Source organism: Rhizobium sp. AP16 (assembly GCF_000281735.1).
Taxonomy (GTDB): domain Bacteria; phylum Pseudomonadota; class Alphaproteobacteria; order Rhizobiales; family Rhizobiaceae; genus Rhizobium; species Rhizobium rhizogenes.
Genome location: NZ_AJVM01000003.1, coordinates 1 through 25,105, shown reverse-complemented (window position 1 = coordinate 25,105; position 25,105 = coordinate 1). Strand labels below are relative to the sequence as shown.

At 60.0% G+C, this 25,105-nt stretch carries 25 protein-coding genes and 1 tRNA gene; 2 read left to right on the top strand and 24 right to left on the bottom strand.

All coding sequences use genetic code 11. From position 1 onward, the window contains the following. Both PMI03_RS03710 and PMI03_RS03705 read left to right on the top strand, forming a co-directional pair. Positions 1–549: hypothetical protein (locus tag PMI03_RS03710; RefSeq protein WP_007689987.1), on the top strand; the 549-nt coding region annotated here is incomplete at its 5' end. A gap of 84 nt (positions 550–633) precedes the next feature. Then, positions 634–1,101 carry a DUF5680 domain-containing protein gene (locus PMI03_RS03705; RefSeq protein ID WP_007689986.1) on the top strand — a complete coding sequence of 156 codons (468 nt, stop codon included), beginning with the start codon at positions 634–636 and terminating at the stop codon, positions 1,099–1,101. 7 nt (positions 1,102–1,108) lie between these two features. Here PMI03_RS03705 and PMI03_RS03700 read toward each other — a convergent pair whose 3' ends face one another. The 24 genes from PMI03_RS03700 to PMI03_RS03585 form a co-directional block, all read right to left on the bottom strand. Continuing rightward, positions 1,109–1,792 (bottom strand): ABC transporter ATP-binding protein, encoded by a 684-nt coding sequence (locus PMI03_RS03700; protein ID WP_007689984.1) that lies wholly within the window; start codon positions 1,790–1,792, stop codon positions 1,109–1,111. 15 nt (positions 1,793–1,807) lie between these two features. After that, the gene (locus tag PMI03_RS03695) at positions 1,808–3,118 is read right to left on the bottom strand and encodes a lipoprotein-releasing ABC transporter permease subunit (RefSeq protein ID WP_007689982.1); all 1,311 of its coding nucleotides are present in this window, start codon (positions 3,116–3,118) and stop codon (positions 1,808–1,810) included. A 23-nt stretch (positions 3,119–3,141) separates the two neighbouring features. After that, the gene (gene proS, locus PMI03_RS03690) at positions 3,142–4,464 is read right to left on the bottom strand and encodes a proline--tRNA ligase (protein WP_007689979.1); all 1,323 of its coding nucleotides are present in this window, start codon (positions 4,462–4,464) and stop codon (positions 3,142–3,144) included. A gap of 641 nt (positions 4,465–5,105) precedes the next feature. Continuing rightward, the gene (locus PMI03_RS03685; protein ID WP_007689977.1) at positions 5,106–5,384 is read right to left on the bottom strand and encodes a DUF1467 family protein; all 279 of its coding nucleotides are present in this window, start codon (positions 5,382–5,384) and stop codon (positions 5,106–5,108) included. Positions 5,385–5,488: 104 nt separating this feature from the next. Next, positions 5,489–5,893 (bottom strand): methylmalonyl-CoA epimerase, encoded by a 405-nt coding sequence (gene mce, locus PMI03_RS03680; RefSeq protein ID WP_007689975.1) that lies wholly within the window; start codon positions 5,891–5,893, stop codon positions 5,489–5,491. Positions 5,894–5,931: 38 nt separating this feature from the next. Then, positions 5,932–7,605: a ribonuclease J gene (locus PMI03_RS03675; protein WP_007689973.1), complete on the bottom strand. Its 1,674-nt coding sequence runs from the start codon at positions 7,603–7,605 to the stop codon at positions 5,932–5,934. 13 nt (positions 7,606–7,618) lie between these two features. Continuing rightward, the gene (locus PMI03_RS03670; RefSeq protein WP_374188745.1) at positions 7,619–8,374 is read right to left on the bottom strand and encodes a biotin--[acetyl-CoA-carboxylase] ligase; all 756 of its coding nucleotides are present in this window, start codon (positions 8,372–8,374) and stop codon (positions 7,619–7,621) included. An 11-nt stretch (positions 8,375–8,385) separates the two neighbouring features. Then, positions 8,386–9,828, bottom strand: a complete 1,443-nt coding sequence (gene nuoN, locus PMI03_RS03665) for an NADH-quinone oxidoreductase subunit NuoN (protein WP_007689969.1) — start codon at positions 9,826–9,828, stop codon at positions 8,386–8,388. Positions 9,829–9,846: 18 nt separating this feature from the next. Then, complete coding sequence (locus PMI03_RS03660) at positions 9,847–11,358, bottom strand: NADH-quinone oxidoreductase subunit M (protein WP_007689967.1); 1,512 nt, start codon at positions 11,356–11,358, stop codon at positions 9,847–9,849. Further along, complete coding sequence (gene nuoL, locus PMI03_RS03655; RefSeq protein WP_007689964.1) at positions 11,358–13,352, bottom strand: NADH-quinone oxidoreductase subunit L; 1,995 nt, start codon at positions 13,350–13,352, stop codon at positions 11,358–11,360. Before nuoL ends, PMI03_RS03660 begins: the two co-directional genes overlap by 1 nt. Before the next feature lie 7 nt (positions 13,353–13,359). After that, positions 13,360–13,668 (bottom strand): NADH-quinone oxidoreductase subunit NuoK, encoded by a 309-nt coding sequence (nuoK, locus tag PMI03_RS03650; RefSeq protein ID WP_007689961.1) that lies wholly within the window; start codon positions 13,666–13,668, stop codon positions 13,360–13,362. A 31-nt stretch (positions 13,669–13,699) separates the two neighbouring features. Next, on the bottom strand, positions 13,700–14,314 hold the full coding sequence (locus PMI03_RS03645; RefSeq protein ID WP_007689958.1) for an NADH-quinone oxidoreductase subunit J: 615 nt from the start codon (positions 14,312–14,314) through the stop codon (positions 13,700–13,702). Positions 14,315–14,466: 152 nt separating this feature from the next. Then, positions 14,467–14,958 carry an NADH-quinone oxidoreductase subunit NuoI gene (gene nuoI / locus PMI03_RS03640; protein ID WP_007689957.1) on the bottom strand — a complete coding sequence of 164 codons (492 nt, stop codon included), beginning with the start codon at positions 14,956–14,958 and terminating at the stop codon, positions 14,467–14,469. A 40-nt stretch (positions 14,959–14,998) separates the two neighbouring features. Beyond that, on the bottom strand, positions 14,999–16,042 hold the full coding sequence (gene nuoH, locus PMI03_RS03635) for an NADH-quinone oxidoreductase subunit NuoH (RefSeq protein WP_007689956.1): 1,044 nt from the start codon (positions 16,040–16,042) through the stop codon (positions 14,999–15,001). A gap of 12 nt (positions 16,043–16,054) precedes the next feature. Next, positions 16,055–18,136, bottom strand: a complete 2,082-nt coding sequence (gene nuoG / locus PMI03_RS03630) for an NADH-quinone oxidoreductase subunit NuoG (RefSeq protein ID WP_007689955.1) — start codon at positions 18,134–18,136, stop codon at positions 16,055–16,057. A gap of 241 nt (positions 18,137–18,377) precedes the next feature. After that, positions 18,378–19,079: a 5' DNA nuclease gene (locus tag PMI03_RS03625; protein WP_007689954.1), complete on the bottom strand. Its 702-nt coding sequence runs from the start codon at positions 19,077–19,079 to the stop codon at positions 18,378–18,380. 8 nt (positions 19,080–19,087) lie between these two features. Further along, a complete protein-coding gene (gene nuoF / locus PMI03_RS03620; protein WP_007689953.1) occupies positions 19,088–20,392 on the bottom strand; it encodes an NADH-quinone oxidoreductase subunit NuoF in 1,305 nt (434 codons plus the stop codon). A gap of 10 nt (positions 20,393–20,402) precedes the next feature. After that, a complete protein-coding gene (locus PMI03_RS03615; protein ID WP_007689952.1) occupies positions 20,403–21,548 on the bottom strand; it encodes an NADH-quinone oxidoreductase subunit E in 1,146 nt (381 codons plus the stop codon). Positions 21,549–21,563: 15 nt separating this feature from the next. Further along, the gene (locus PMI03_RS03610; protein WP_007689951.1) at positions 21,564–21,881 is read right to left on the bottom strand and encodes a hypothetical protein; all 318 of its coding nucleotides are present in this window, start codon (positions 21,879–21,881) and stop codon (positions 21,564–21,566) included. Then, positions 21,881–23,071: an NADH-quinone oxidoreductase subunit D gene (locus tag PMI03_RS03605; RefSeq protein ID WP_007689950.1), complete on the bottom strand. Its 1,191-nt coding sequence runs from the start codon at positions 23,069–23,071 to the stop codon at positions 21,881–21,883. Before PMI03_RS03605 ends, PMI03_RS03610 begins: the two co-directional genes overlap by 1 nt. A gap of 68 nt (positions 23,072–23,139) precedes the next feature. After that, on the bottom strand, positions 23,140–23,742 hold the full coding sequence (locus PMI03_RS03600; protein ID WP_007689949.1) for an NADH-quinone oxidoreductase subunit C: 603 nt from the start codon (positions 23,740–23,742) through the stop codon (positions 23,140–23,142). Positions 23,743–23,760: 18 nt separating this feature from the next. Next, a complete protein-coding gene (locus PMI03_RS03595) occupies positions 23,761–24,342 on the bottom strand; it encodes an NADH-quinone oxidoreductase subunit B family protein (RefSeq protein ID WP_007689948.1) in 582 nt (193 codons plus the stop codon). Beyond that, entirely contained in the window at positions 24,333–24,698 is a 366-nt protein-coding gene (locus PMI03_RS03590; protein WP_034519477.1) for an NADH-quinone oxidoreductase subunit A, read from the bottom strand. Before PMI03_RS03590 ends, PMI03_RS03595 begins: the two co-directional genes overlap by 10 nt. A 261-nt stretch (positions 24,699–24,959) precedes the next feature. Next, positions 24,960–25,036, bottom strand: a tRNA-Asp gene (locus tag PMI03_RS03585). Positions 25,037–25,105: the final 69 nt, after the last annotated feature.

The window sequence follows — 25,105 nt, the reverse complement described above, 5'->3', positions numbered from 1 at the left end:
GCGGCCGCCGCCGAAACCGCCGTCGCGCCCGGGCGTATCGTCGATGCCGCAATCGGCGACTGGAACAAGGACGGCAAACCGGATCTCGCTTTGCTGGTGGCGCCGGCGCCTGATGATCAGGCGGACAGTTCCATCGGTATCTACATCTACCTGCGCGACGGCGAACACTCCCTGCTGAGGCTTGCGGCGGCCGCACCGAACAAGGTGTGGGGCAGTACGGAGCCCGACGGCATCTTTGGCCAGGAACCCTCCATCAAGGCGCTCCCGAACGGCTCGCTCGCCGTCACCTCGCAGAATGATGCCATCGGACGCGACCGCTGGGAGCAGACGCTCACGCTCGCCTTCCGCAACAACGCCTTCGTCGTTGCCGGATACACCTATGTGTACCGCGACACGCTGAACCCCGATGGCGGCTATAGCTGCGATTACAATGTCCTGACCGGCAAGGCGACGAAGGGCGGCAAAGACCTCAAGACCGAAGGCAAGACCGTCAAGATCGAGGACTGGGAGGACGATCTCGGCCAAAAAGGCTGCGGCGTCAGCCAGTAACAACACCCTATTTGTTCACTATATGTTCTTTACAAATCGTGGTGCACGTGACATGTTGATCGCTCACCATGAATGGAGAGAACCGTGCCGGATCCTGCCGAGCTGAATCATTTCATTGTCACCGCGAAGGCCGAAACCTATGTCGGCGATGGCGAAAGACTGCCGTCCTGCCGCAGCGGTTCACATGATATCGGTTATGCCAGCGGCCGCTGGCGCTACCTCGACAGCTATTTCGGCGGGACGGATTTCGCCGGACAGGAAATTGTCTGGCTCGATGATAAGCCGGTCTGGGCGATGAATTATTTCGGACGCATCGTCGAGCCCGATCTGATCGACGGCACGACGGCGGGGATGATCATCAAGGCGTCGCTGCTGCGGCTCTATCTCGATGAGAAGCGCTTTCTCGGCGGCTTCGAATTCGACCATCCGCTCGGCCGCTATGTCGACCGCAGCACCGGCGGCTGCGATCACTTCATCGGCCACGAAGTCATCCTGGTGAATGAGCGCAAGGCTTACGAGCTGGACTATCGCGGCGGGCTGATCGTCCCCTGACGGACGATCAGAACTCGACGACCTTGCCGTCGTTGATGGTAACGCGACGATCCATGCGGGCCGCAAGGTCGTGATTGTGCGTGGCGATCAGCGCTGCAAGACCCGACTGCCGCACCAGCGCTTCGAGCGCGTCGAAGACATAATGCGCGGTTTCAGGGTCGAGGTTGCCGGTCGGCTCGTCGGCCAGCAGCACCAGCGGCGCATTGGCAACGGCGCGGGCGATGGCGACGCGCTGCTGCTCGCCGCCGGACAGTTCTGCCGGGCGGTGATCGGCACGGTGGCCGATACGCATGTAATCGAGAAGCTGGGCAGCGCGGACGCTTGCCTCCTTCCGCGAGAGGCCGGAAATCAGCTGCGGCATCATGATATTTTCAAGCGCTGAAAACTCCGGCAGCAAATGATGAAACTGATAGACGAAACCGATTTCGCTGCGGCGAACGGCCGTGCGCTTTTCATCGGACAGTCCTTCACAGGCATGGCCGTTGATCGTCACCTCGCCGGCATCGGGATGTTCCAGCAGGCCGGCGACATGCAGGAGCGTCGACTTACCTGTCCCGGACGGCGCGACCAGGGCGACGATCTCGCCGCTATGCAGGGCGAAATCAGCGCTCTTCAGGATCGACAGCCGGGTATCGCCCTGCCCGTAATGACGCTCCACGCCCGAGAGCTGGAGAACGACGTTGCGTTTCATCAAATGTGGAATTCCTTATTCGTACCGTAGCGCCTGCACCGGATCGAGCCGCGAGGCACGCCAGGCCGGGAAGATCGTGGCGAGGAAGGATAGCGTCAGCGCCATCACGACCACGGAGATGGTCTCGCTCAGGTTCATCTGGGCCGGCAGCTTGCTGAGGAAATAGACCTCGGGATTGAAGATCACCGTGCCCGATATCCAGGAGAAGAACTGGCGGATCGATTCAATGTTGAGGCAGACGAGAACGCCAAGCGCGACGCCGGCGAGAGTGCCGACAACGCCGATCGCGGCGCCCGTCATGAAGAAGATACGCATGATCGCGCCCGATGTCGCGCCCATGGTGCGAAGGATGGCAATATCGCTTCCCTTATCCTTCACCAGCATGATCAGGCCGGAGATGATATTGAGCGCTGCGACGATGACGATCAGCGTCAGGATCATGAACATGGTGTTGCGTTCGACCTGGAGCGCCGAGAAGAAGGTGGCGTTGACCTGCCGCCAGTCGGTCAGAAAAATCTGACGACCCGCCGCCGCTTCGATCTTCGGCCTCAAGAGGTCGACATCATCGGGATTGCTGATGAAGAGCTCGATCTTCTCGACGATCCCTTCGGCATTGAAAAACAGCTGCGCCTCTTCGAGCGGCATGAAGACCACGGAGGAATCATATTCCGACATGCCCACTTCGAAGATGCCGGAAATACTATAGGCCTTGACGCGCGGATTGACCCCGAACGGCGTGACATCGCCGTCGGGCGCGGTCAGCGTGATCTGGTCGCCGACCGTGAGGCCGAGTTGCCGTGCCAGGCGCGACCCCACCATGACGCCTTGGCCGGCGGCAAAGCCGACCATGTCGCCATCGACGATATGGTCCGAAACCGTCTTGAGCTTCGTCAGGTCCTCGGAGCGGATGCCGCGCACAAGCGCGCCTGTGCCGGAGCCGCCGCGACCGGAGGCGAGCGTCTCGCCCTCGACCAACGGCAAAGCCATGGTGACGCCGGGAACGGCTGCAAATTTCTGAGCGAGCGAGGCATAGTCATTCAGCGGTGAATCGATTGGCTGGACAATGACATGGCCGTTGAAGCCGAGAATCTGCTTGAAAAGCTCGGCGCGAAAACCGTTCATCACGGCCATGACGATGATCAGCGCCGCGACGCCGAGCATGATGCCGACCAGCGAGAAGCCGGCAATGACCGAAATCGATGCTTCCTTGCGCCGGGAGCGCAGATAGCGCCAGGCGACAAGCCGCTCGAAACCGGAGAATGGACGCGATGACGGACCAGTCGTGAAAGACTTTTCCTGCTGCTCGGCTGCCGCGGTTACCGCCATTCGCTTCTCATCCTATTCCTGTATCAGCCTGCCAGTTTATTGATCGCCGCTTCGACGGTCATCGTCTCGCGGGCGCCCGTCTTGCGGTCCTTGACTTCCACTTCGCCGCCCGCGATCGAACGCGGCCCGACGATGATCTGCACGGGCACGCCGATCAGATCGGCCGTCGCGAACTTCGTTCCGGCACGATCGTCCCGATCGTCGAACAGGACATCCTTGCCAGCCTTGGACAGAGCCGCGTAGATCGTCTCGCAAGCGGCGTCGCAGGCCTGGTCGCCGGACTTCATGTTGATCACGACGACATCAAAGGGCGCGACCGAGGCCGGCCAGATGATTCCGTTCTCGTCATGCGATGCTTCGATGATGGCGGGAACAAGGCGTGTCGGGCCGATACCGTAAGATCCCATGTGGACGGCGTGTTCCTTGCCATCCGGACCCTGCACTTTCGCACCCATCGGCTCGGAATATTTCGTGCCGAAATAGAAGATGTGGCCGACTTCGATGCCGCGGGCCGACAGGCGCTCGCCTTCGGGGATAGCGTTGAAGGTCGCCTCGTCGTGCATTTCGGAGGTTGCCGCATAAAGCGACGTCCATTTGTCGAAGATGCCCTTCAGGCCGGCAACGTCATCAAAGTTCGTGTCTTCCGATGGAATGTCGAAATTGACGAAATCCTTATGGCAGAAGACTTCGGATTCGCCGGTATCAGCGAGGATGATGAACTCATGGCTGAGCTCGCCGCCGATGGGGCCGGTGTCGGCACGCATCGGAATTGCCCTCAGACCAAGACGATCGAAGGTGCGCAGATAGGCCGCGAACATCTTGTTGTAGGCGATCACGGCGCCTTCCTGCGTCAGATCGAAGGAATAGGCATCCTTCATCATGAACTCACGCGAGCGCATCGTGCCGAAGCGCGGACGGATCTCGTCGCGGAACTTCAGCTGGATATGGTAGAGGTTCAGCGGCAGGTCCTTGTAGGACTTGACGGAGGAACGGAAGATGTCGGTGATCATCTCCTCGTTGGTCGGACCGTAGAGCATGGGCCGGTCCTGACGGTCCTTGATGCGTAGCATCTCCTTGCCATAAGCGTCGTAACGACCGCTTTCCTGCCAGAGCTCAGCCGACTGCAAAGTCGGCATCGACAGCTCGATGGCGCCGGAACGGTTCTGCTCCTCACGGATGATCTTGTTGACCTTGTCGAGAACGCGCTTGCCCAACGGCAGCCAGGAATAGATGCCTTGCGACTGCTGGCGGATCATGCCGGCACGCAGCATCAGCCGGTGGGAAACGATTTCCGCCTCCTTGGGATTTTCCTTCAGGATGGGCATGAAGTAACGAGACAGGCGCATGGGTTGATTCCAGATGGTTTGACGTTCCGCGTCCGGCGGAATCGTTAAAAAATTGACTGCTTGAGGCAGTTCATAACTGCTTCGGGGCAGGAAGGAAACCCGCATTTGCGCGGCGCGAATCCGGCGCGCGCCCGCAAATACCGGACGCCATCAACCATTTTCGCGAATTCGAAAAAATGCATGTTTATAAGGATTTGTGGCGAGAAACTGTCAACAGAAAAATTCTGCGCGACTGTAACAAAAAAGCAAAAAAACAGATGACAAAGCTCATTCTTTGAGCTAATTTTAGCTCACAAAAGAGGCAGGAAGGCTAAATTCTTGTCGTTTCGCGGTCAAGTCTTGGGAGGATCAGATCTTAGGCGCGCTCGTCGCTGCCCCGGCAACGGATAAGGATCACGCGATACTTAAAAACAAGGCTTACCGCCTTGTTTTTTTTTGCTTTCTCGTTTCAAGCAGCCACAGGATCTTCTCAAAAACCAAGCTTTGAAGCGCCCCTTTGGGCCGGTCAGCCGGTACGGTGCGACGCCCCTTGTTGCGCAGTCTCTTTGCCCCAGTCACATGACGAAGGTGTGACAGTTTCCGGGCTATTCAATGACATAGGATTTCCAGTCCTGCATCCCGGAAATTTCCGGGCATGGGCCTTAGTCGTCATAATGTGGAATGATCTGCGGCATGGAGTTGAAACCGAAGCCGAAATAATGCGCGCTGACATACCATGCCGCATAGATCACGGCGGATACCAGCGTCGTGATCAGCACCACCCGCAAACCCCGGAATTTCGTCGGCGCGCTTTCGATCGTGCCGAGGATGACATGATTGTCCTCAGCTTGCGTGCGCAGGCCAAACGGCAGGACGGCGAACAGCGTGATCCACCAGACAACAAAATAGACGGCGCAAGTCGAGAAAATCTGCTGGGCCATATGCTCCCTCAAGACAGGCCAAGATCGACCCGTCTCCTCCTCATCCACAACAGCTTATAGAGCCAAAGCCGCCAGGTTTCAAAGCGCGGCCCAGCGCCCTAATGTCACACTTGCTCAAGCTCGATGAGCGTCCCGAAGAAGTCCTTCGGATGCAGGAAGAGCACCGGCTTGCCATGGGCGCCGATCATGGGTTCGCCATCGCCCAGCACCCGCGCGCCGCCTGCGATCAGCCGATCGCGCGCCGCAAGGATATTCTCCACCTCGTAGCAGATGTGATGCATGCCGCCAGTGGGATGCTTAGCAAGGAATTTCAACAACGGCGAGGCATCGCCAAGCGGCTCCACGAGCTCGACCTTGCTGTTCGGCAGCTCGACGAAAACGACGGTGACGCCATGTTCCGGCAGGGATTGCGGCTCGGATACCTTGGCGTCCAGCGTTTCGCGATAGATGGCGGCGGCGGCGGCAATATCAGGAACCGCAATCGCAATATGATTGATGCGTCCGAGCATGGCTGTTCTCTCTTCCTTGATCGGATCGAAACCGTGGATCAACCCGCCATGCGCGTGACGAAGACGGTCACGACAGGCTTCTTGCCCCAGCCATGATTGGCGGCAGCGCGCACGGCGCGGCGCGCGGCTTCCTGCAGCATGTCGATATCCTTGCGGCGAGCGCGCGGAATGCTCTCGATGGCGCTGACGACAGCGTCGAAGAGCGTATCTTCCATCTCCTCGCCCTCGTCGTCATAGGCCGGCAGGCCGATCGCGACGATATCCGGATCGCCGACGATGTCGTAACGGGCATCGAGCACGACGTTGACGGCGACATGACCGACATAGGAGAGCTTCTTGCGCTCGCCGATACCCATCTCGTCGAAATCACCGATCAGTATGCCGTCCTTGAAGATGCGGCCATGCGGGGCCTGGCCGATCACTTCGACCGAACCGGGCGCCAGCCGCAATATGTCGCCATTGCGAACCTTGGGCACGATGGCGATGCCGGATTGCTCGGCCAATTCCTTATGCGCTGCGAGATGCGTCGGCTCGCCATGCACCGGCACGACGACTTTCGGCCGCGTCCATTCGTACATCTTCTGCAACTCGTTGCGACGGGGGTGGCCGGAGACGTGGACCAGTGCTTCGGCGTCCGTCACCACATGCACGCCCTGCTCGGTGAGACCGTTCTTGATATCCTGGATCGCCTTCTCGTTGCCGGGGATGGCGCGCGAGGAGAAAACGACGATATCGCCGGCGGCAAGCGCGACGTGGCGCATCTCATCGCGTGAGAGCTTGGCAAGGGCGGCGCGGGGCTCGCCCTGGCTGCCCGTCAGGATGATGACGACCTTGTCGCGCGGGATATAGCCATACTCGTCCTCGGCAATGAACGGCTTGAGGCCTTCCATGATGCCGATATCGCGGGAGACATCGACCACGCGCTTCAGCGAACTGCCGAGCAGCAAAATCTCGCGACCCGCGGCCTCGGCTGCCTCGGCAATGGTGCGAATGCGGCCGACATTCGAGGAGAAGGTGGTGATCGCCACCCTGCCCTCGGCATTCTCGATGATCTTGCGCAGGCTTGCGGAAACATCCTTTTCCGAGGGCGATACACCATCACGCAGAGCGTTGGTGGAATCGCACATCAGCGCCAGCACGCCCTCGTCGCCAAGCTGGCGGAAGCGCGCCTCGTCGGTGAGCGGCCCAAGCGACGGCTCGTGGTCGATTTTCCAGTCACCGGTATGGATGACATTGCCGACCGGCGTGCGGATCATCAGCGACATCGGCTCGGGAATGGAGTGATTGACGGCGACGCCTTCGATGCTGAAGGGGCCGACATTGATGCGGTCACCAGCCTTGAACGGAGTGATCGGGATTTGGCCCATGGTCTTTTCGTAATCGCGCTTGGCTTCCAGCAGGCCGGCGGTAAAGCCCGAGGCATAGACGGGGACGTTCAGGCCCGGCCAGAGATCGCTCAGAGCGCCGTAATGATCCTCATGGGCGTGCGTGATGATGATGCCCTTGAGGTTCTTGCGTTCCTTGGCGAGGAAACGGATGTCGGGGAGCACGAGATCGACGCCCGGCAGATCCGGCCCCGGAAAGGTGACGCCACAATCGACCATGATCCACTGACGATGTTCCGGCGTTCCATAGCCGTAAAGGGCGAGGTTCATGCCGATCTCGCCGACGCCGCCGAGAGGCAGAAACACCAGTTCGTCTTGCTTCGCCATATCTATCTTTTACCTACGATCTGAAAAAAACGTCGCCCGCCGCGATCGGCAAAACCTTGCCGCCGCCGGCGTCGAGCATCAACAAGCCATTATCATCAATTCCGGCAAAATGCCCGGAAATCGAACGGTCCGGCAGATTCACTGTGATCTTTTCACCAATGCCGCAAGCAACTTCGCGCCAGCGCGCCGTTGTCTCGCGAACACCCTTGCCGCTGTTCCAGACGGCCAACGCCTCGGCCATGGAGGCGTAGAGATGTGCAAACAGTTCTTCCGGCGACACCGTGGAGCCTTGCTCGCGCAGGCAGGTGACCGGATACATCGGATTGTCGGGCATAAAGGTCACATTGATGCCAATGCCGATGACCAGCGCGTAGCGCCCGTCGGGGAGCGCTTCGCCTTCGATCAGAATGCCGCAGGTCTTCTTGCGACCGATCAGGATGTCGTTCGGCCACTTGACCTCGACGGGCTCCGCCGCCAGAGGCAGCACGCCGCCCACCGCCTGATGCACACCGACGGCGACAGCCAGAGGCAAAGAGCCGAGGCGGTCCATGGGGGCTGGATCGATGAGAAGAAGAGAAGCGTAGAGATTGCCGGGTTCGGACACCCAGGGACGCCCGCGGCGTCCACGACCGCCGGTCTGGCGGGCCGCCGTCACCCAGAGATTTCCGGCGTCACCGGCCCGCGCCCGCTCCAGGCATTCGCTATTGGTGGACGCAGTCTCTGAGAGAGCATCATGCCGGAAGTCGGCAAGCGACTTCCGGCTGTTCATGTCAGTCGCCATCAAAACAGCGTCGCGGCGGCAAGATCGGCAGCACCACCGATAGCACCACCAAAGAAGATGTAGGTGATGACGAAGAGACCCGAGAGGCCGAAGACCAGACGCAGCGAACCGTCCGTACGGACGAACTCGTCCTTGGCTTCATCGAACCACATCAGCTTGATAACGCGCAGATAGTAGTAGGCGCCGACGACCGACGAGAGAACGCCGATAATGGCAAGCGCATAGAGATGGGCCTGGATAGCCGCGACGAAAACGAAGTACTTCCCGAAGAAGCCTGCAAGCGGCGGGATGCCTGCCAGCGAGAACATCAGCGCCGTCAGCACGACCGCCATGAACGGGTTGGTCGTCGAAAGGCCGGCGAGATCGTCGACATTTTCAACCTGACGTCCATCCTTGCGGCGCATCGCCATGATAATGGCGAAGACGCCGAGGGTCATGACCATGTAGATGACCATATAGAGCATGACACCAGAGACGCCGGTCTGATTGCCGGCGGCAAGACCGACCAGCGCATAGCCCATGTGACCGATGGAGGAATAGGCCATCAGCCGCTTGAAGTTGCGCTGCCCGATCGCCGCGAAGGCGCCGAGCACCATCGAGGCGATCGAGATGAAGACGATGATCTGCTGCCAGTCGGCGAGCACCGGATGAAAAGCGGTGATCACGATGCGGGTGAGGATCGCCATGGCCGCAACCTTCGGAGCAGCCGCGAAGAAAGCGGTGACCGGTGTCGGCGCGCCTTCATAGACGTCCGGTGTCCACATGTGGAACGGCACGGCGGAGATCTTGAATGCAAGGCCGGCGAGAACGAAGACCAGACCGAAGACCAGGCCGAGCGAACGGGTCTCGGCACTGAGCGCGGTCGCAATCGCATCGAAGGTCGTGTGGCCGGTGAAGCCGTAGACCAGCGACATGCCGTAAAGCAGCATGCCCGAGGACAGCGCGCCGAGCACGAAATACTTCAGGCCCGCTTCCGTCGACTTCAGGCTGTCGCGGTTGATGGCAGCGACGACGTAGAGCGCCAGCGACTGCAGCTCCAGCGACAGATAGAGCGAGATCAGGTCATGCGCCGAGATCATCAGCAAGATGCCGAGGGTCGCCAGCAACAGGAGCACCGGGAATTCAAAGCGATCGAGCTGCTGCTCGCGCGCCTGCCCCATGCTCATGAACATGGCGACGATCGAGCCGACCAGCGCGACGATCTTCATGAAGCGCGAGAAGCCGTCGGCGAGATAGGCGCCGCCGTAGGCCAAGCCTTCGCCCGGCACAAAGATGATCCAGAGACCGGCCACCGCGAGAACCGCGATGGCAAGACCGGTGACCGTGGGACCGGACCGTTCGCCTGAGAAGACGCCGATCATGAGCAGCACAAGCGCACCGACCGCGAGGATGAGCTCCGGGATGGAAAGATGCAGGCTTGCAAGAATTGTGTCAGCAGTCATGTCGAATAAGTCCCGTCATCAATTCATCGACAGCGCAACATTCTGCGCGGCGTGCAGGGCTGCGGTGTAGTTGTTCACAAGCAGATCCACCGAAGCGGCCGTCGCATCGAAGATCGGAGCCGGATAGACGCCGAAGAGGATCGTCAACGCGATCAGCGGATAGAGGATCAGCTGTTCGCGCGGCGACAGATCCAGCAGCTTCTTCAGGTTTTCCTTTTCCAGCGCGCCGAAGATGACGCGGCGGTAAAGCCAAAGCGCGTAAGCGGCCGAAAGGATGACACCGGTAGCGGCAAACAGCGCAACCCAGGTATTGACGCGGAAGACGCCGATCAGGGTCAGGAATTCACCGATGAAGCCGGAGGTGCCGGGCAGACCGACATTGGCCATGGTGAAGACCATCATCGCGACCGCGTATTTCGGCATGTTGTTGACCAGGCCGCCATAGGCTGCGATTTCTCGGGTATGGGTACGGTCATAGATCACGCCGACGCAGAGGAAGAGAGCGCCCGAGACGATGCCATGCGACAGCATCTGGAAGATCGCGCCCTGCACGCCCTGCTGGTTGGCCGCGAAGATGCCCATGGTGACATAGCCCATGTGCGCGACCGAGGAGTAGGCGATCAGCTTCTTGATGTCTTCCTGCATCAGCGCCACCAGCGAGGTGTAGATGATGGCGATGACCGACATCGCAAAGACGAGCGGTGCGAAATATTCCGACGCGTTCGGGAACATGCCGAGCGAGAAGCGGATGAGACCGTAGCCGCCGAGCTTCAGAAGAATGCCGGCCAGGATGACCGAGCCCGCCGTCGGCGCCTGGACGTGCGCGTCGGGAAGCCAGGTATGGACCGGCCACATCGGCATCTTCACCGCGAAGGAGGCGAAGAAGGCAAGCCATAGCCATGTCTGCATATGCGGCGGAAACTTGTAGGCAAGCAGCGCCGGGATATCCGTCGTACCGGCCTGCCAGTACATCGCCATGATGGCGAGCAGCATCAGAACCGAGCCGAGCAGCGTATAGAGGAAGAACTTGTAGCTGGCGTAGACGCGGTCCTTGCCGCCCCAGACACCGATGATCAGGAACATCGGGATGAGGCCAGCTTCGAAGAAGACGTAGAACAGCACGATATCCAGCGACACGAAGACGCCGATCATCATCGTCTCAAGGACGAGGAAGGCGATCATGTAGTCCTTCAGGCGCTTCTCGACCGAGAGCCAGCTTGCCAGCACGCAGAAGGGCATCAGGAAGGTCGACAGGATGACGAACAGCATGGAGATGCCGTCGACGCCCAAGTGATAGCTGATGCCGGTGCCGAGCCAGCCATGCTTCTCGATCATCTGGAAGCCCGGATTGGCGTTATCGAAACCGATCCAGATGAACAGCGAAACGATAAAGGTGAAGACCGTCGTCAGCAGCGAGACGTTCAGGATATTGCGGCGGCCATTGGGTCCGTCATCCCGCATGAACAGCAGGATGAGAACGCCGACCAGCGGCAAGAACGTGACCGTTGAAAGAATAGGCCAATCGGTCATCAGAGGGAACTCCCGAGCATCATCCAGGTAACGAGGGCTGCAATACCGAGCAGCATCGCGAAGGCGTAGTGATAGAGGTAACCGGTCTGCAGGCGAACGACGCGGTTGGTGACATCAGAGACGCGGGCCGCAATACCATTCGGACCGTAGGTATCGATGACCCCGACGTCACCTTTCTTCCAGAGGAAGCGACCGAGCGCCTTGGCCGACCGGACGAAGAGGAAGTCATAGAGCTCGTCGAAGTACCACTTGTTCAAAAGGAACTCGTAGAGCGCACGATGCTGCTTTGCGAGCACCTTCGGCGTTTCCGGCGACTTGATGTACATGTACCAGGCGGTCACGAGACCAAGCAGCATCGCGATGAACGGGCTGAGCTCAACCCAATGCGGTGCATGCTCCATCTCTTCGAGGATCTTGTTGTCCGGCAGCGTGAAGAGCGCGTGCTTCCAGAACTCCTCATATTCATGACCGACGAAATCGGCGTGGAAATACATGCCGGCGGCGACAGCGCCGATGGCCAGCAGGTAGAGCGGGATCAGCATGACGTTCGGCGATTCATGGACATGATGCATGACCTCATGCGAAGCGCGGGGCTTGCCGAAGAAGGTCATGAAAATCAGGCGCCAGGAATAGAAGCTGGTGAACATCGCGGCGATGACCAGCAGCGTGAAGGCAAAACCAGCGGCCGGATTATGCGAGGAGAAGGCAGCGAGGATGATCGCGTCCTTCGAGAGGAACCCGGCAAAACCGATATGCGTCAGGGGAATGCCGACGCCGGTGATCGCCAGCGTGCCGATGACCATCATCCAGAAGGTCTTCTGGATGTGCGGACGAAGGCCGCCCATGAAGCGCATGTCCTGCTCGCCATCGACGGCATGGATGACCGAGCCGGCGCAAAGGAAGAGCAGAGCCTTAAAGAAGGCGTGGGTGAACAGGTGGAAGATAGCAGCGCCGTAAGCGCCGACGCCCAGCGCCACGAACATGTAGCCGAGCTGCGAACAGGTCGAATAGGCGATGACGCGCTTGATGTCGTTCTGCACGAGACCGACGGTTGCCGCGAAGAAGGCGGTAATCGCGCCGATGATGGTGACGACGGTCAGCGCATCCGGCGAGAGTTCGAAGATCGGCGACATGCGGGCGACGAGGAAGACGCCGGCGGTAACCATGGTCGCGGCATGAATGAGCGCCGACACCGGTGTCGGGCCTTCCATGGCGTCCGGCAGCCAGGTGTGCAGCAGGAACTGCGCCGACTTACCCATGGCGCCCATGAAGAGCAGCAGGCAGACGCCAGTCAGCGCATGGCCGCGATCAAGATGCATGCCGAAGAGGTTCAGAACGATATCGCCCGGCTGACCGCCCTGCCCCGCGGCAAATGCCTGGGCATTGCCGAAGATGACGTCGAAGTTGATCGAGCCGAAGAGCACGAAGACGCCGGCAATGCCGAGCACGAAACCGAAGTCGCCGACACGGTTGACGATGAAGGCCTTCATCGCGGCCGCGGACGCCGACGGCTTCTTAAACCAGAAGCCGATGAGCAGATACGAGGCGAGACCAACGCCTTCCCAGCCGAAGAACATCTGGGCGAGGTTGTCGGAGGTCACCAGCATCAGCATGGCGAAGGTGAAGAGCGAGAGATAGGCGAAGAAGCGCGGACGATGCGGATCGTGGTGCATGTACCCGATCGAATAGACGTGAACGAGGGTCGAAACCGAGTTCACGACGATCAGCATCACCGAGGTCAGCGTATCGATGCGCAGCGACCAGGCGACGTCGATGCCGCCGGACTGGATCCAGCGCAGCACGTCGACCTTGATCGGGCCTTCGACGTGGCCGAGCGCCACGGTAAAGAAGGCGACCCAGGACAGGATCGCGGCAATGATCATCAAGCCGGTAGTGACGTATTCCGACGCCTTGGCACCGATGCCGCGGCCAAACAGGCCGGCGATGATCGCGCCAATTAGGGGAAGAAAGACGATAGCCTTATATAGGAACATAGCTGTATCAGCCCTTCATCACGTTGACGTCTTCGACGGCGATGGAGCCGCGGTTACGGTAGAAGACGACGAGAATTGCCAGACCGATGGCCGCTTCGGCAGCAGCGACGGTCAGAATGAACAGAGCGAAGACCTGGCCGACGATGTCGTTGAGGAACGACGAGAAGGCGACCATGTTGATGTTGACCGCGAGCAGGATGAGCTCGACCGACATCAGAATGATGATCACGTTCTTGCGGTTCAGGAAGATACCGAAGACGCCGAGCACGAAAAGGATGGCGCTGACCGTGAGGTAGTGGGAAAGTCCGATGACCATGTTCTTGTTCCTTTGACCCTCGTGCCTCGCCTCAGACGCCCTGCCCCGGCTTGACCTTGACCACCTCGACGGCGGTCGCGGGCGTGCGGGCGACCTGTTGGGAAATATTCTGGCGCTTGATGTGCGTGCGATGTCTCAGCGTCAGAACGATGGCGCCGATCATCGCGACCAGCAGCACAAGGCCGGCGATCTCGAAGAAATAAACGTAGTTGGTATAGAGCACGTCGCCGAGCGCGGCGGTGTTCGTCCGCTCCGTCAAAGCCGGGATCGGCATGGCGACCGACCTGGCGATCTCGGGCGAAATCACGCTGCCACCGACGACGACGATCAACTCGGCGGCAAGGATGATGCCGATCAGCGCGCCGATCGGGGCATATTCCAGAATGCCAGCCCTCAGCTCCGAGAAGTCGATGTCGAGCATCATGACGACGAAGAGGAAGAGAACCGCAACCGCGCCGACATAGACGACCAGCAGGATCATCGCCAGGAATTCCGCCCCCAGGAGGAGGAAGAGGCCAGCGGCATTAAAGAAGACCAGGATGAGGAACAGGACCGAGTGGACCGGATTCCGCGCCGAGATAACCATGAACGCCGACGCCACCGCGACAAAGGCGAAGATATAGAAAAAAAGAGCCTGCAGACCCATGTTGGTGCCTTTTTCGTCTTCCCCCGGGCAGCCGGGAGTGTCCCTGCCCGATGGGACTTGGCCGGACACATGTCCGGCACAAAGCCCCGGTCTCTATTCAACCGCGACGGCGACTATCTCAGCCGCCCGTCACGGCATATTCAAAGTTCCGCTTAGCGGTACGGCGAGTCGATCGCGATGTTGCGCGCGATTTCGCGTTCCCAGCGGTCACCATTTTCCAGAAGCCGCGCCTTGTCGAAATAAAGCTCTTCGCGGGTTTCGGTGGCGAATTCGAAGTTCGGCCCTTCGACGATGGCGTCGACCGGGCAGGCTTCCTGGCAGAAGCCGCAATAGATGCACTTCACCATATCGATGTCGTAACGCACCGTGCGGCGGGTGCCGTCATTGCGGCGCGGCCCGGCTTCGATGGTGATAGCCTGGGCAGGACAGATCGCTTCGCAAAGCTTGCAGGCGATGCAGCGCTCTTCGCCGTTCGGATAGCGGCGCAAGGCGTGTTCGCCACGGAAGCGCGGGCTGACCGGTCCCTTTTCGAAGGGATAATTGATCGTCGCCTTCTGTTTGAAGAAGTAACGCATCGACAGAAAGAATGCGCCGACGAATTCCTTGAGGAACACCGAGCTGACGGCGTTGGAAAATCCGGCCATCTTCAACCTCCAAATCTGCTTGAAGCGAGGATCGACATCATCATGCCCATCCCGTCAGCTTCAGCACGAATGCAACAATGACGACCATGGCGAGCGACAGCGGCAGGAATACCTTCCAGCCGAGACGCATGAGCTGGTCGTAGCGGTAGCGCGGCACGAAAGCCTTGACCATAGCGAACATGAAGAAGACGAAGCATGCCTTCAGCATGAACCAGATGATGCCCGGAACCCAGCTCAGGATCCAGATATCGACCGGAGGCAACCAGCCACCGAGGAAAAGGATCGTGGTCAGCGAGCACATCAGAACGACGGCGGCATATTCGCCGAGCATGAACATCATGTACGGCGCGGAACCGTATTCGACCATGAAGCCGGCAACCAGTTCCGATTCCGCTTCAGGAAGATCGAAGGGCGGACGGTTCGTTTCAGCCAGAGCCGAAATGAAGAACACGATGAACATCGGGAACAGCGACAGCCAGTGCCAGTCGAGGAACGAGGCCGGCAGACCGAGCTTGGTGCCGAGGCCGGTCTGCTGCGACATGACGATATCCGTCAGGTTGAGCGAACCGACGCAGAGCAGCACGGTGACGATGACGAGGCCGATCGAGACTTCGTAGGACACCATCTGCGCGGCCGAACGCAGCGCGCCGAGGAACGGATACTTCGAGTTCGAAGCCCAGCCGCCCATGATGATGCCGTACACTTCGAGCGACGAGATCGCCAGAATGTAGAGAATGCCGACATTGATGTTGGCGATAACCCAGCCGTTCGCCACCGGCACAACGGCCCAGGTGGAGAGCGCCAGCACCACGGAAACCAGCGGCGCCAGCAGGAAGACTGCCTTGTTGGCGCCGGCCGGAATGATCGGCTCCTTGACCATGAACTTCAAAAGGTCGGCGAAGGACTGGAAAAGGCCGAAGGGACCGACGACGTTCGGGCCGCGGCGCAGCTGAACGGCCGCCCAGATCTTGCGGTCGGCAAGAAGGATATAGGCGATGAAGACCAGCAGGCAGACCAGAAGCAGCAGGGACTGACCAATCATAATCAGCGCCGGCCAGAGATAGGTCGAAACGAATGAATCCATGGTCCTCTGCCCTTACTCTGCCGCAGCCTGGAAATTGTTGCGGGCCAATGCGGAGCACTCGGCCATAACCGCCGAGGCACGCGCTATCGGGTTCGTCAAATAGAAGTCTTTGATCGGCGAAGCAAACGCGGATTTGCCCATCGCGCCGGCTTTTTTCGCAAGTGCGACAATTTGAGCGCTATCGCCTTCGGCGATCTCGTCAATACCGGCGAAATGCGGGAAAGCGGCATAGAGCTTGACGCGCAATTCTCTCAGCGAATCAAAGGGAAGCTTCTTGCCGAGTACGTCGGAAAGAGCGCGGATGACAGCCCAGTCCTCGCGGGCATCGCCCGGGGCGAAGCCTGCACGGTTGCCGACCTGTACGCGGCCTTCGGTGTTGACCCAGGTGCCCGACTTTTCGGTGTAGGTGGCAGCCGGCAGGATGACGTCGGCATTGTGCGCGCCGTTGTCGCCATGCGAGCCGATGTAGACGGTGAACTTCGCGCCCTTGCGGCTGAAGTCGAGTTCGTCGGCGCCGAGCAGGAAGAGAACGTCCATCGAAGAGAGCATTGCCTGAGCGTTGACGCCCTTTTCGCCCGGCACGAAGCCGAGATCGAGGCCGCCGACGCGGGATGCTGCGGTGTGCAGCACTGCGAAGCCGTTCCAGTCATCCTTGACCACGCCGACAGCGGCGGCGAGCTTGGCGGCATTCGCCAGCACCTTGACGCCGTCTTCGCGGATGAGCGCGCCCTGGCCAATGATGATCATCGGCTTCTGCGCGGTCTTCAGAACGTCGGCGAAGCTGTGCGAGCCGCTGACGAGATCGGCAAGCGTCTCCGGACCGGCGCCGAGATAGTCGTAGGGGTAACGCAGGTCGCCATGTTCGCCGATCACACCGATCGGGAACTTGCCACGACGCCAGCGCTTACGGATACGCGAATTCATCACCGCCGCCTCGAAGCGAGGATTGGCGCCGATGATCAACAAGGCATCGGCGGCTTCGATGCCTTCGATGCTCGGATTGAAGATGTAGCTTGCACGGCCTAGCGACGGATCAAGCGCCGTCCCGTCCTGGCGACAGTCGAGATTTTCCGATCCCAACGATTTCAGCAGCTCGGAGAGAGCGTACATTTCCTCGACGGAAGCGAGGTCGCCAGCGATCGCGCCGATCTTGTCGCCGCTCGTAGCAACGACCGCAGACTTTATGGCAGCGAAGGCATCGCCCCAGGTCGCCGGCTGCAGGCGGCCGTCCTTGCGGACGTAAGGCTTGTCGAGGCGCTGCGTCTTCAGACCGTCCCAGATGAAGCGGGTCTTGTCGGAGATCCATTCTTCATTGATCTGCTCGTTGACGCGCGGCAGCACGCGCATGACTTCGCGGCCGCGGGTGTCGACGCGGATGGCCGAGCCGAGTGCGTCCATGACGTCGACCGATTCAGTCTTGTTCAGTTCCCACGGACGGGCCGTGAAGGCGAAGGGCTTCGAGGTCAGCGCGCCGACCGGGCAAAGGTCGACAACGTTGCCCTGCAGCTCGGAGGTCATCGCCTGCTCGAGATAGGTGGTGATTTCGGCGTCTTCGCCACGGCCGATCAGGCCGAGTTCAGAAATGCCGGCGACTTCCGTCGTGAAGCGGACGCAGCGCGTGCAGTGGATGCAGCGGTTCATCACGGTGCTGACGAGCGGGCCGATATACTTGTCTTCGACGGCGCGCTTATCTTCCTGATAGCGCGACGAGTCGATACCGAAAGCCATGGCCTGGTCCTGCAGGTCGCATTCGCCACCCTGATCGCAGATTGGGCAATCCAGCGGATGGTTGATCAGCAGGAATTCCATCACGCCTTCGCGGGCCTTCTTGACCATCGGCGTGTTGGTGAAGACTTCCGGAAGCTCGCCGTTCGGGCCGCCGCGGATATCGCGCACGCCCATGGCGCAGGAAGCCTGCGGCTTCGGCGGGCCACCCTTCACTTCGACGAGGCACATGCGGCAATTGCCGGCCACTGACAGTCGTTCATGGAAGCAGAAGCGCGGGACTTCGGCGCCGGCTTCCTCGCACGCCTGGATAAGCGTGTAGTGATCCGGGACTTCGATCTCTTTGCCGTCAATCTTCAGTTTTGCCATCGTCCACTCAGTCCTATGTCACGTCTGCCGCCGAACCTGGCCACAGACAATTTCATGACCGCAACACCTACTCGCCACCGGCACGGCATTTGAGCCGCGTGGCACCAGTCTTGCTCACAATCACCTTTGCCGAACCTTGTCCCCCACAAGATCCGCATTCCGGCGACACGATCACGAGCCGCGCTCGCACCATGTCCACCGCTCATTCTCGCTCCCAGGCTGGATCAGCCGTGGAAAACTCTCAAGCCCGGCCTTTCGGCTGGAGCGCCTTTGCCTGGCCGACCCAATCGTCACGGCGAATACGGCCGTCGAAACCGAGAGCCGCATCGATCCGATCGATATCCGCGTCGCTCCAGGCGGCGATATCGGCAACGCGCAGAATGCCGCGCCCGTTCAGAACCTGCTCAAGCTTCGGACCAATGCCCGAAATCCGCTTCAGGTCATCCGTCTTCACGGCAGCCTTGCGGCTGCGCACTGGAGCCGCCGCTGGCTTAGCCGCAACCGGCGCCTCAACGGCAATCTTGGCTTTGGCCTTCGCCGACACCTTTGCTGGCGCAGTTTTCACCGCGGCCGGCTTTGGCTCGACCTTCTTCACCGCTGCCTGCTTTGCAACGGTGGGCTTGGCAACGGGCGACGCCCTGACCGGCTTCGCTTCCCCTGCCCCGTCCTTCTTCGCCACCGGCTTTTCTTCATCCGGCACAACAGATTGCCTGTTCGTCGCTTCGACCGCGCCCTGCAGCGCACCGAAGAACGCTCCGGCGATCTGCGACGTGAAACCGAAACCGATGGCAGCAGCCGCGGCGAATGCTGCCGCCGGATGGGCCATCAACGGATGGATCGGCATGACCGGCGCGTTCCGCAGCATATCCGCAGCAATACGGCCGAGATCAGCCGATGCATCGGCCGCTCCGCTGTCTTGCCTGGTATCTGAGGTCTTCGCCATCGTCATCCTTACTCGGCTGCTTCCAGCACTGCGCCGTGACTCGTCGCATTGGCCGTGTACTGGTCGATGCGCTTTTCGATTTCCGGGCGGAAGTTGCGGATCAGACCCTGTACCGGCCATGCGGCGGCATCGCCGAGCGCACAGATGGTATGGCCTTCAATCTGCTTCGTCACCTGGAACAGCATGTCGATCTCGCGCTTCTGCGCATTGCCCTTGGCCATACGTTCCAGCACGCGCCACATCCAGCCGGTGCCTTCACGGCACGGCGTGCACTGGCCGCAGCTTTCATGCTTGAAGAAGGCCGAGATGCGGGCGATCGCCTTGATGACGTCGGTGGACTTGTCCATGACGATGGCCGCCGCCGTACCGAAGGACGACTTGACTTCGCGCAGGCCGTCGAAATCCATCGGGCAATCGATGATGTCGGCCGCCGGAACGATCGGGCACGACGCGCCGCCGGGAATGACGGCAAGCAGATTGTCCCAACCGCCGCGAATACCGCCGGCATGCTTGTCGACCAGTTCGCGGAAGGTGATGCCCATCGTTTCTTCGACCGTGCACGGACGATTGACGTGGCCGGAGAGCATGAACAGCTTCGTGCCGACATTGTTCGGACGACCGAAGGAGGAGAACCAACCGGCGCCGCGACGCAGGATCGTCGGGGCAACGGCGATCGACTCGACGTTGTTGACGGTGGTCGGGCAGCCGTAGAGACCCATATTGGCCGGGAATGGCGGCTTCAGGCGCGGCTGGCCCTTCTTGCCTTCCAGGCTTTCGAGCAGCGCAGTTTCCTCGCCGCAGATGTAAGCGCCGGCGCCATGATGAACGTAAACATCATAATCCCAGCCCAACTTATTGTTTTTGCCGAGAAGTCCGGCATCGTAGCATTCGTCGATCGCCGCCTGCAGCGCTTCACGCTCACGCATATATTCGCCGCGAACGTAGATGTAAGCGGTGTTGGCACCCATGGCGAAACCGGCGATGACGCAGCCTTCGATCAGCGTATGCGGATCATGGCGCATGATGTCGCGGTCCTTGCAGGTGCCAGGCTCCGACTCGTCGGCATTGACGACGAGGTAGTGCGGACGGCCGTCGTTTTCCTTCGGCATGAAGGACCACTTGAGGCCGGTCGGGAAGCCTGCGCCGCCACGACCGCGAAGACCGGAGGCCTTCATCTCGTTGATGATCCAGTCACGACCCTTTTCGAGGATCTGCTTGGTGCCGTCCCAATGGCCGCGCGACATTGCGCCCTTCAGGGACTTGTCCTTGTGGCCGTAGATATTGGTAAAGATGCGATCTTGATCTTGTAACATGCTTCACCTCTTACCGCGGCTTCTTGCCGAAGACCTTGATATATTCCGCTTCGCCACCCTTAGCGAGTGCCTTGGCCTGATTGATCCAGTCGTCGCGCTCGATGCGGCCCTTGAAATTCAGATAGCCGTCGACCCATTCGCGTTCGGCCTTCTTCCACTTTGCGACCTGCGCGAAGGTGAAAATACCCAATTCATGCAGGATGGCTTCGATCTTGGGACCGACGCCGGAAATCAGCTTCAAGTCGTCCGGGGTCGCGGGCTTCTCGATGCCGGCCGGACGGTTCTTGTCGGTCAATGCCGGCTTCTGCGCGCTTTCGGCCTTGCTGGCCGGCGCCTTGACAGGCTCGGCGGCGGCAGTTCCTGAGAGCGGCTGCGCTTCGGCTGCCTTGACATTCTTGGCGGCGGCTGCCGGCGCGGTCGCCGGTGTCTTCAGCGCTGCGTTGGTTTCAGCGTCGGTGCTCTTTGGGCGAGCCGCTTCGGATGGCGGAACCGGAGCTGCATCGACCTTGGCGGAAGCCTTGCCGCTCGCGCTCTTTGCCTTCGGGGCCTCCGTCGTCAGCGACGTCAGGCCACCTTCCGGCGCGGAGAAGACGCGGTCGATCTGCGGACCGGTCGGAACTTTGCTGCCCTCGCCTGCTGAGAATGCATCGATGATCTCTTCGAGACGTTCCGGCGTCAGATCCTCATAGGTATCCTTGCCGATCACGACCATCGGTGCATTGACGCAGGCGCCCTGACATTCGACCTCTTCCCAGGAGAGCGTGCCGTCGGCATTGCGTTCGAAGGCGTGGCCATTGATCTTGCTCTTGCAGACCTTCACCAGCCCTTCGGCGCCGCGCAACATGCAGGGCGTCGTGCCGCAAACCTGGATATGCGCCTTGGTGCCGACCGGGTTGAGCTGGAACTGCGTGTAGAAGGTCGCGACTTCAAGCGCACGGATGTGGGCCATATCCAGCATATCGGCGATCGTCTCGATAGCCGCCCTGGTGACCCAGCCTTCCTGCTCCTGCGCGCGCATCATCAGCGGGATGATCGCGGATTGCTGGCGGCCCTCTGGATATTTCTTGATCGTCTTTTCCGCCCAGACCGCGTTCTCCTTGTTGAAGGCGAAGGCTGCTGGCTGGAATTGATCTTCGGCTAGTCGACGAACGGACATCTTTCACGCCTTATCTCAGTTTATGGACCCACACCGCGTATCCGTCAGAGACAGGAATTCGCAGGCATAGGCCGACTGGTCTTTTTGCATAAACACAACAAACTTTCCGCCGTTCGGCACAGCGGCCTTGATTTCATAACCGCGTGACACGAGATCGGCCATGGTCGATTCCGTGCCTGGCGGGATTGCATTGTCACCCTTTGCAACATTCGGGCTTTTGGCATTCGAACCTTGCAGAGAGATGCTGGGCAACGTCTGCGTCTTGCCGACTTGCTGGGCGGAAGCGCCCGAAGCAACAAGCAGCACAGCAGCGATGACCAGCCATTGCTGCATCAGCGATCCACCTCACCGAACACGATGTCGAGCGAACCGAGTACGGCCGCGACGTCGGCAAGCTGATGGCCGCGGCACATGAAATCCATGGCCTGCAGATGCGCGTAGCCCGGGGCGCGGATCTTGCAGCGATACGGCTTGTTCGAACCGTCGGAGACGAGGTAGACGCCGAACTCGCCCTTCGGCGCTTCGACGGCGCAATAAACCTCGCCAGCCGGGACGTGATAACCTTCGGTGTAGAGCTTGAAGTGGTGGATCAGCGCTTCCATCGAACGCTTCATCTCGCCACGCTTCGGCGGTACGACCTTACCATCGAGCGAAGAAACCGGACCGGTCTTGGCATCGCCGAGCAGACGGTTGACGCACTGCTTCATGATACGGACGGATTCGCGCATCTCGATCATACGGATCAGATACCGGTCGTAGCAGTCGCCGTTCTTGCCGATCGGAATGTCGAATTCCAGATCCGAATAGCACTCATAGGGCTGCGAGCGGCGCAGGTCCCAGGCGGCACCCGAGCCGCGAACCATGACGCCAGAGAAGCCCCAGGCCCAACAGTCTTCCAGCGAGACGACGCCGATGTCGACGTTGCGCTGCTTGAAAATGCGGTTTCCGGTCAGAAGGTCGTCGATATCGTCGAGTGCCTTCAGGAAGGGATCGCACCAATCGCCGATATCCTGGACCAGCTTTTCCGGCAGATCCTGGTGAACGCCGCCCGGACGAATGTAGGCAGCATGCATGCGCGAGCCCGAGGCGCGTTCATAGAACACCATCAGCTTTTCGCGCTCTTCAAAGCCCCAGAGCGGTGGCGTCAGCGCACCGACGTCCATGGCCTGCGTCGTGACGTTCAAGAGATGCGAAAGGATACGGCCGATTTCCGAGTAGAGCACGCGGATCAGCTGACCACGGATCGGGATTTCGATGCCGAGCAGCTTTTCGACGGACAGCGCATAGGCATGTTCCTGATTCATCGGCGCCACATAGTCGAGGCGATCGAAGTAAGGAACGGCCTGCAGATAGGTCTTGGTCTCGATCAGCTTTTCCGTGCCGCGATGCAGCAGGCCGATATGCGGATCGACGCGTTCCACAATTTCGCCGTCCAGCTCGAGGACAAGACGCAAAACGCCGTGCGCAGCCGGATGCTGCGGACCGAAATTGATGTTGAAGTTGCGGACGTTATGTTCTGTCATGGCGACGGGCTCGCGTTTTCAGGTATTCTAGAGAATGGCAGGCTGAAAGCCCGCCACACACCATCAAATTATGCCTTTGCTTTCTCATCGCCCGGCAGCACGTAGTCCGTGCCTTCCCAGGGAGACAAGAAATCGAAGTTACGGAATTCCTGCTTCAGCTCGACCGGCTCGTAGACGACGCGCTTGGCAGCGTCATCGTAACGAACTTCAACGAAGCCGGTGGTCGGGAAATCCTTGCGCAGCGGGTGGCCTTCAAAACCATAGTCGGTCAGGATGCGGCGCAGATCCGGATGGCCGGTGAAGAGAACACCGTACATGTCCCAGGTTTCGCGCTCGAACCAGTCGGCGCCCGGATAGATGCCGCAGGCCGACGGAACAGGCTGATCTTCAGCGACCGGAACCTTGATGCGGATACGCAGGTTCTTCTTCGGCGACAGCAGATGATAGACAACATCGAAACGATCGGGGCGCTGAGGCCAGTCGACGCCGCAAATATCCGTCATGTTGACGAAGCCGCACTTGGCATCATCACGCAGGAACGTCAGCAGTGCGATAACGTTTTCGGCCGTCGTCGTCACGTTCAGCTCGCCATACTTGATCTCGCTGGACGAAATCAGGGCGCCACGAACTTCCGTGAGATAGGTGGCGAGCTCGTTCAGGGCTTCACTCATAATACCTTGTCCCCTGCCTTACCGTTCGATCGTGCCGGTGCGCCGGATTTTCTTCTGCAGCAGAAGCACGCCGTAAAGCAGCGCCTCCGCCGTGGGAGGACAGCCCGGTATATAGATATCGATCGGCACGATGCGGTCGCAGCCGCGCACAACCGAATAGGAATAGTGATAGTAGCCGCCGCCATTGGCGCAGGAGCCCATCGAGATGACGTAACGCGGTTCCGGCATCTGGTCATAGACCTTGCGCAGCGCCGGAGCCATCTTATTGGTCAGCGTGCCGGCAACGATCATGACGTCCGACTGGCGCGGCGAGGCGCGCGGCGCGAAACCGAAACGCTCGACGTCGTAACGCGGCATGGAAACCTGCATCATTTCGACGGCGCAGCATGCAAGACCGAAGGTCATCCACATCAGCGAACCGGTACGAGCCCAATTGATCAGCTCATCGGTCGAGGTGACCAGGAAACCCTTGTCGGCGAGCTCGTTGTTGATCTCGCCGAAGAACGGATCGTTGCTGCCAACCGGTTTACCGGTTGCGGGATCGATGATCCCCTTCGGCTGCGGCGCAACGAGCGTTGTGTTGCTTTGGGCTACTCCCATTCCAGGGCTCCCTTTTTCCATTCATAAATAAAGCCGATGGTCAGCACCGCGAGGAACACCATCATCGACCAGAACCCGAGCCAGCCGATCGCACTGAAGGATACGGCCCAGGGAAAGAGGAAGGCGACTTCCAGGTCAAAGATGATGAAGAGGATCGACACCAGGTAGAACCGGATATCGAACTTCATACGGGCGTCATCGAATGCGTTAAAGCCGCACTCATAGGCCGAGAGCTTTTCCGAATCGGGCGCCTTGAAAGCAACGGCAAACGGCGTGATCAACAACGCCAGGCCGATCACTACGGCAATACCAATGAAAATCGCTATCGGAATATAGGAACTGAGCAGTCCAGTCATCATGTCCATCCCTGCCTGCCATGAGCGCCGGGGCGGCGCCTTTGAGCAAATGCCCAAGCCAAGCGAAAGAGCGTTGCAACAAAGCCGTGGTTAGCGCAGCCGGAGCGCGGGCGCAAGCCTTTTGAATGTCTCGCTTCAAGCACTAGCGAAGCGGACTTATCAATGTGTTGCAACGATATCGCGACAAATCGGCACAAAGGCTAAAAGGGCCTTTCGCACTCGCAGCAAATAGATGATTGATTGTAGTTACTTGAAGCGAAATGGCGCGAGTGACGGGGCTCGAACCCGCGACCTCCGGCGTGACAGGCCGGCACTCTAACCGACTGAGCTACACCCGCGCATTGTTTGACCTTACGGCCCGGCAAAAGCCCGGAATTCATTCTTTGAAATGGCGCGAGTGACGGGGC

Excerpts from the sequence above, each read along its gene's own strand:
- PMI03_RS03600 (WP_007689949.1), bottom strand. The coding sequence starts at position 23,742 with ATGAGTGAAGCCCTGAACGAGCTCGCCACCTATCTCACGGAAGTTCGT.
- mce (WP_007689975.1), bottom strand. The coding sequence starts at position 5,893 with ATGCTCGGACGCATCAATCATATTGCGATTGCGGTTCCTGATATTGCC.
- nuoI (WP_007689957.1), bottom strand. The coding sequence starts at position 14,958 with ATGGCCGGATTTTCCAACGCCGTCAGCTCGGTGTTCCTCAAGGAATTC.
- nuoL (WP_007689964.1), bottom strand. The coding sequence starts at position 13,352 with ATGTTCCTATATAAGGCTATCGTCTTTCTTCCCCTAATTGGCGCGATC.
- PMI03_RS03685 (WP_007689977.1), bottom strand. The coding sequence starts at position 5,384 with ATGGCCCAGCAGATTTTCTCGACTTGCGCCGTCTATTTTGTTGTCTGG.
- nuoH (WP_007689956.1), bottom strand. The coding sequence starts at position 16,042 with ATGGATTCATTCGTTTCGACCTATCTCTGGCCGGCGCTGATTATGATT.
- nuoF (WP_007689953.1), bottom strand. The coding sequence starts at position 20,392 with ATGTTACAAGATCAAGATCGCATCTTTACCAATATCTACGGCCACAAG.
- PMI03_RS03595 (WP_007689948.1), bottom strand. The coding sequence starts at position 24,342 with ATGGGAGTAGCCCAAAGCAACACAACGCTCGTTGCGCCGCAGCCGAAG.
- PMI03_RS03590 (WP_034519477.1), bottom strand. The coding sequence starts at position 24,698 with ATGACTGGACTGCTCAGTTCCTATATTCCGATAGCGATTTTCATTGGT.
- PMI03_RS03645 (WP_007689958.1), bottom strand. The coding sequence starts at position 14,314 with ATGGGTCTGCAGGCTCTTTTTTTCTATATCTTCGCCTTTGTCGCGGTG.
- PMI03_RS03605 (WP_007689950.1), bottom strand. The coding sequence starts at position 23,071 with ATGACAGAACATAACGTCCGCAACTTCAACATCAATTTCGGTCCGCAG.
- nuoN (WP_007689969.1), bottom strand. The coding sequence starts at position 9,828 with ATGACTGCTGACACAATTCTTGCAAGCCTGCATCTTTCCATCCCGGAG.
- PMI03_RS03660 (WP_007689967.1), bottom strand. The coding sequence starts at position 11,358 with ATGACCGATTGGCCTATTCTTTCAACGGTCACGTTCTTGCCGCTGGTC.
- PMI03_RS03700 (WP_007689984.1), bottom strand. The coding sequence starts at position 1,792 with ATGAAACGCAACGTCGTTCTCCAGCTCTCGGGCGTGGAGCGTCATTAC.
- PMI03_RS03675 (WP_007689973.1), bottom strand. The coding sequence starts at position 7,605 with ATGGCGAAGCAAGACGAACTGGTGTTTCTGCCTCTCGGCGGCGTCGGC.
- proS (WP_007689979.1), bottom strand. The coding sequence starts at position 4,464 with ATGCGCCTGTCTCGTTACTTCATGCCCATCCTGAAGGAAAATCCCAAG.
- nuoK (WP_007689961.1), bottom strand. The coding sequence starts at position 13,668 with ATGGTCATCGGACTTTCCCACTACCTCACGGTCAGCGCCATCCTTTTC.
- PMI03_RS03610 (WP_007689951.1), bottom strand. The coding sequence starts at position 21,881 with ATGCAGCAATGGCTGGTCATCGCTGCTGTGCTGCTTGTTGCTTCGGGC.
- PMI03_RS03695 (WP_007689982.1), bottom strand. The coding sequence starts at position 3,118 with ATGGCGGTAACCGCGGCAGCCGAGCAGCAGGAAAAGTCTTTCACGACT.
- PMI03_RS03625 (WP_007689954.1), bottom strand. The coding sequence starts at position 19,079 with ATGGCGAAGACCTCAGATACCAGGCAAGACAGCGGAGCGGCCGATGCA.
- PMI03_RS03670 (WP_374188745.1), bottom strand. The coding sequence starts at position 8,374 with ATGAACAGCCGGAAGTCGCTTGCCGACTTCCGGCATGATGCTCTCTCA.
- PMI03_RS03615 (WP_007689952.1), bottom strand. The coding sequence starts at position 21,548 with ATGTCCGTTCGTCGACTAGCCGAAGATCAATTCCAGCCAGCAGCCTTC.
- nuoG (WP_007689955.1), bottom strand. The coding sequence starts at position 18,136 with ATGGCAAAACTGAAGATTGACGGCAAAGAGATCGAAGTCCCGGATCAC.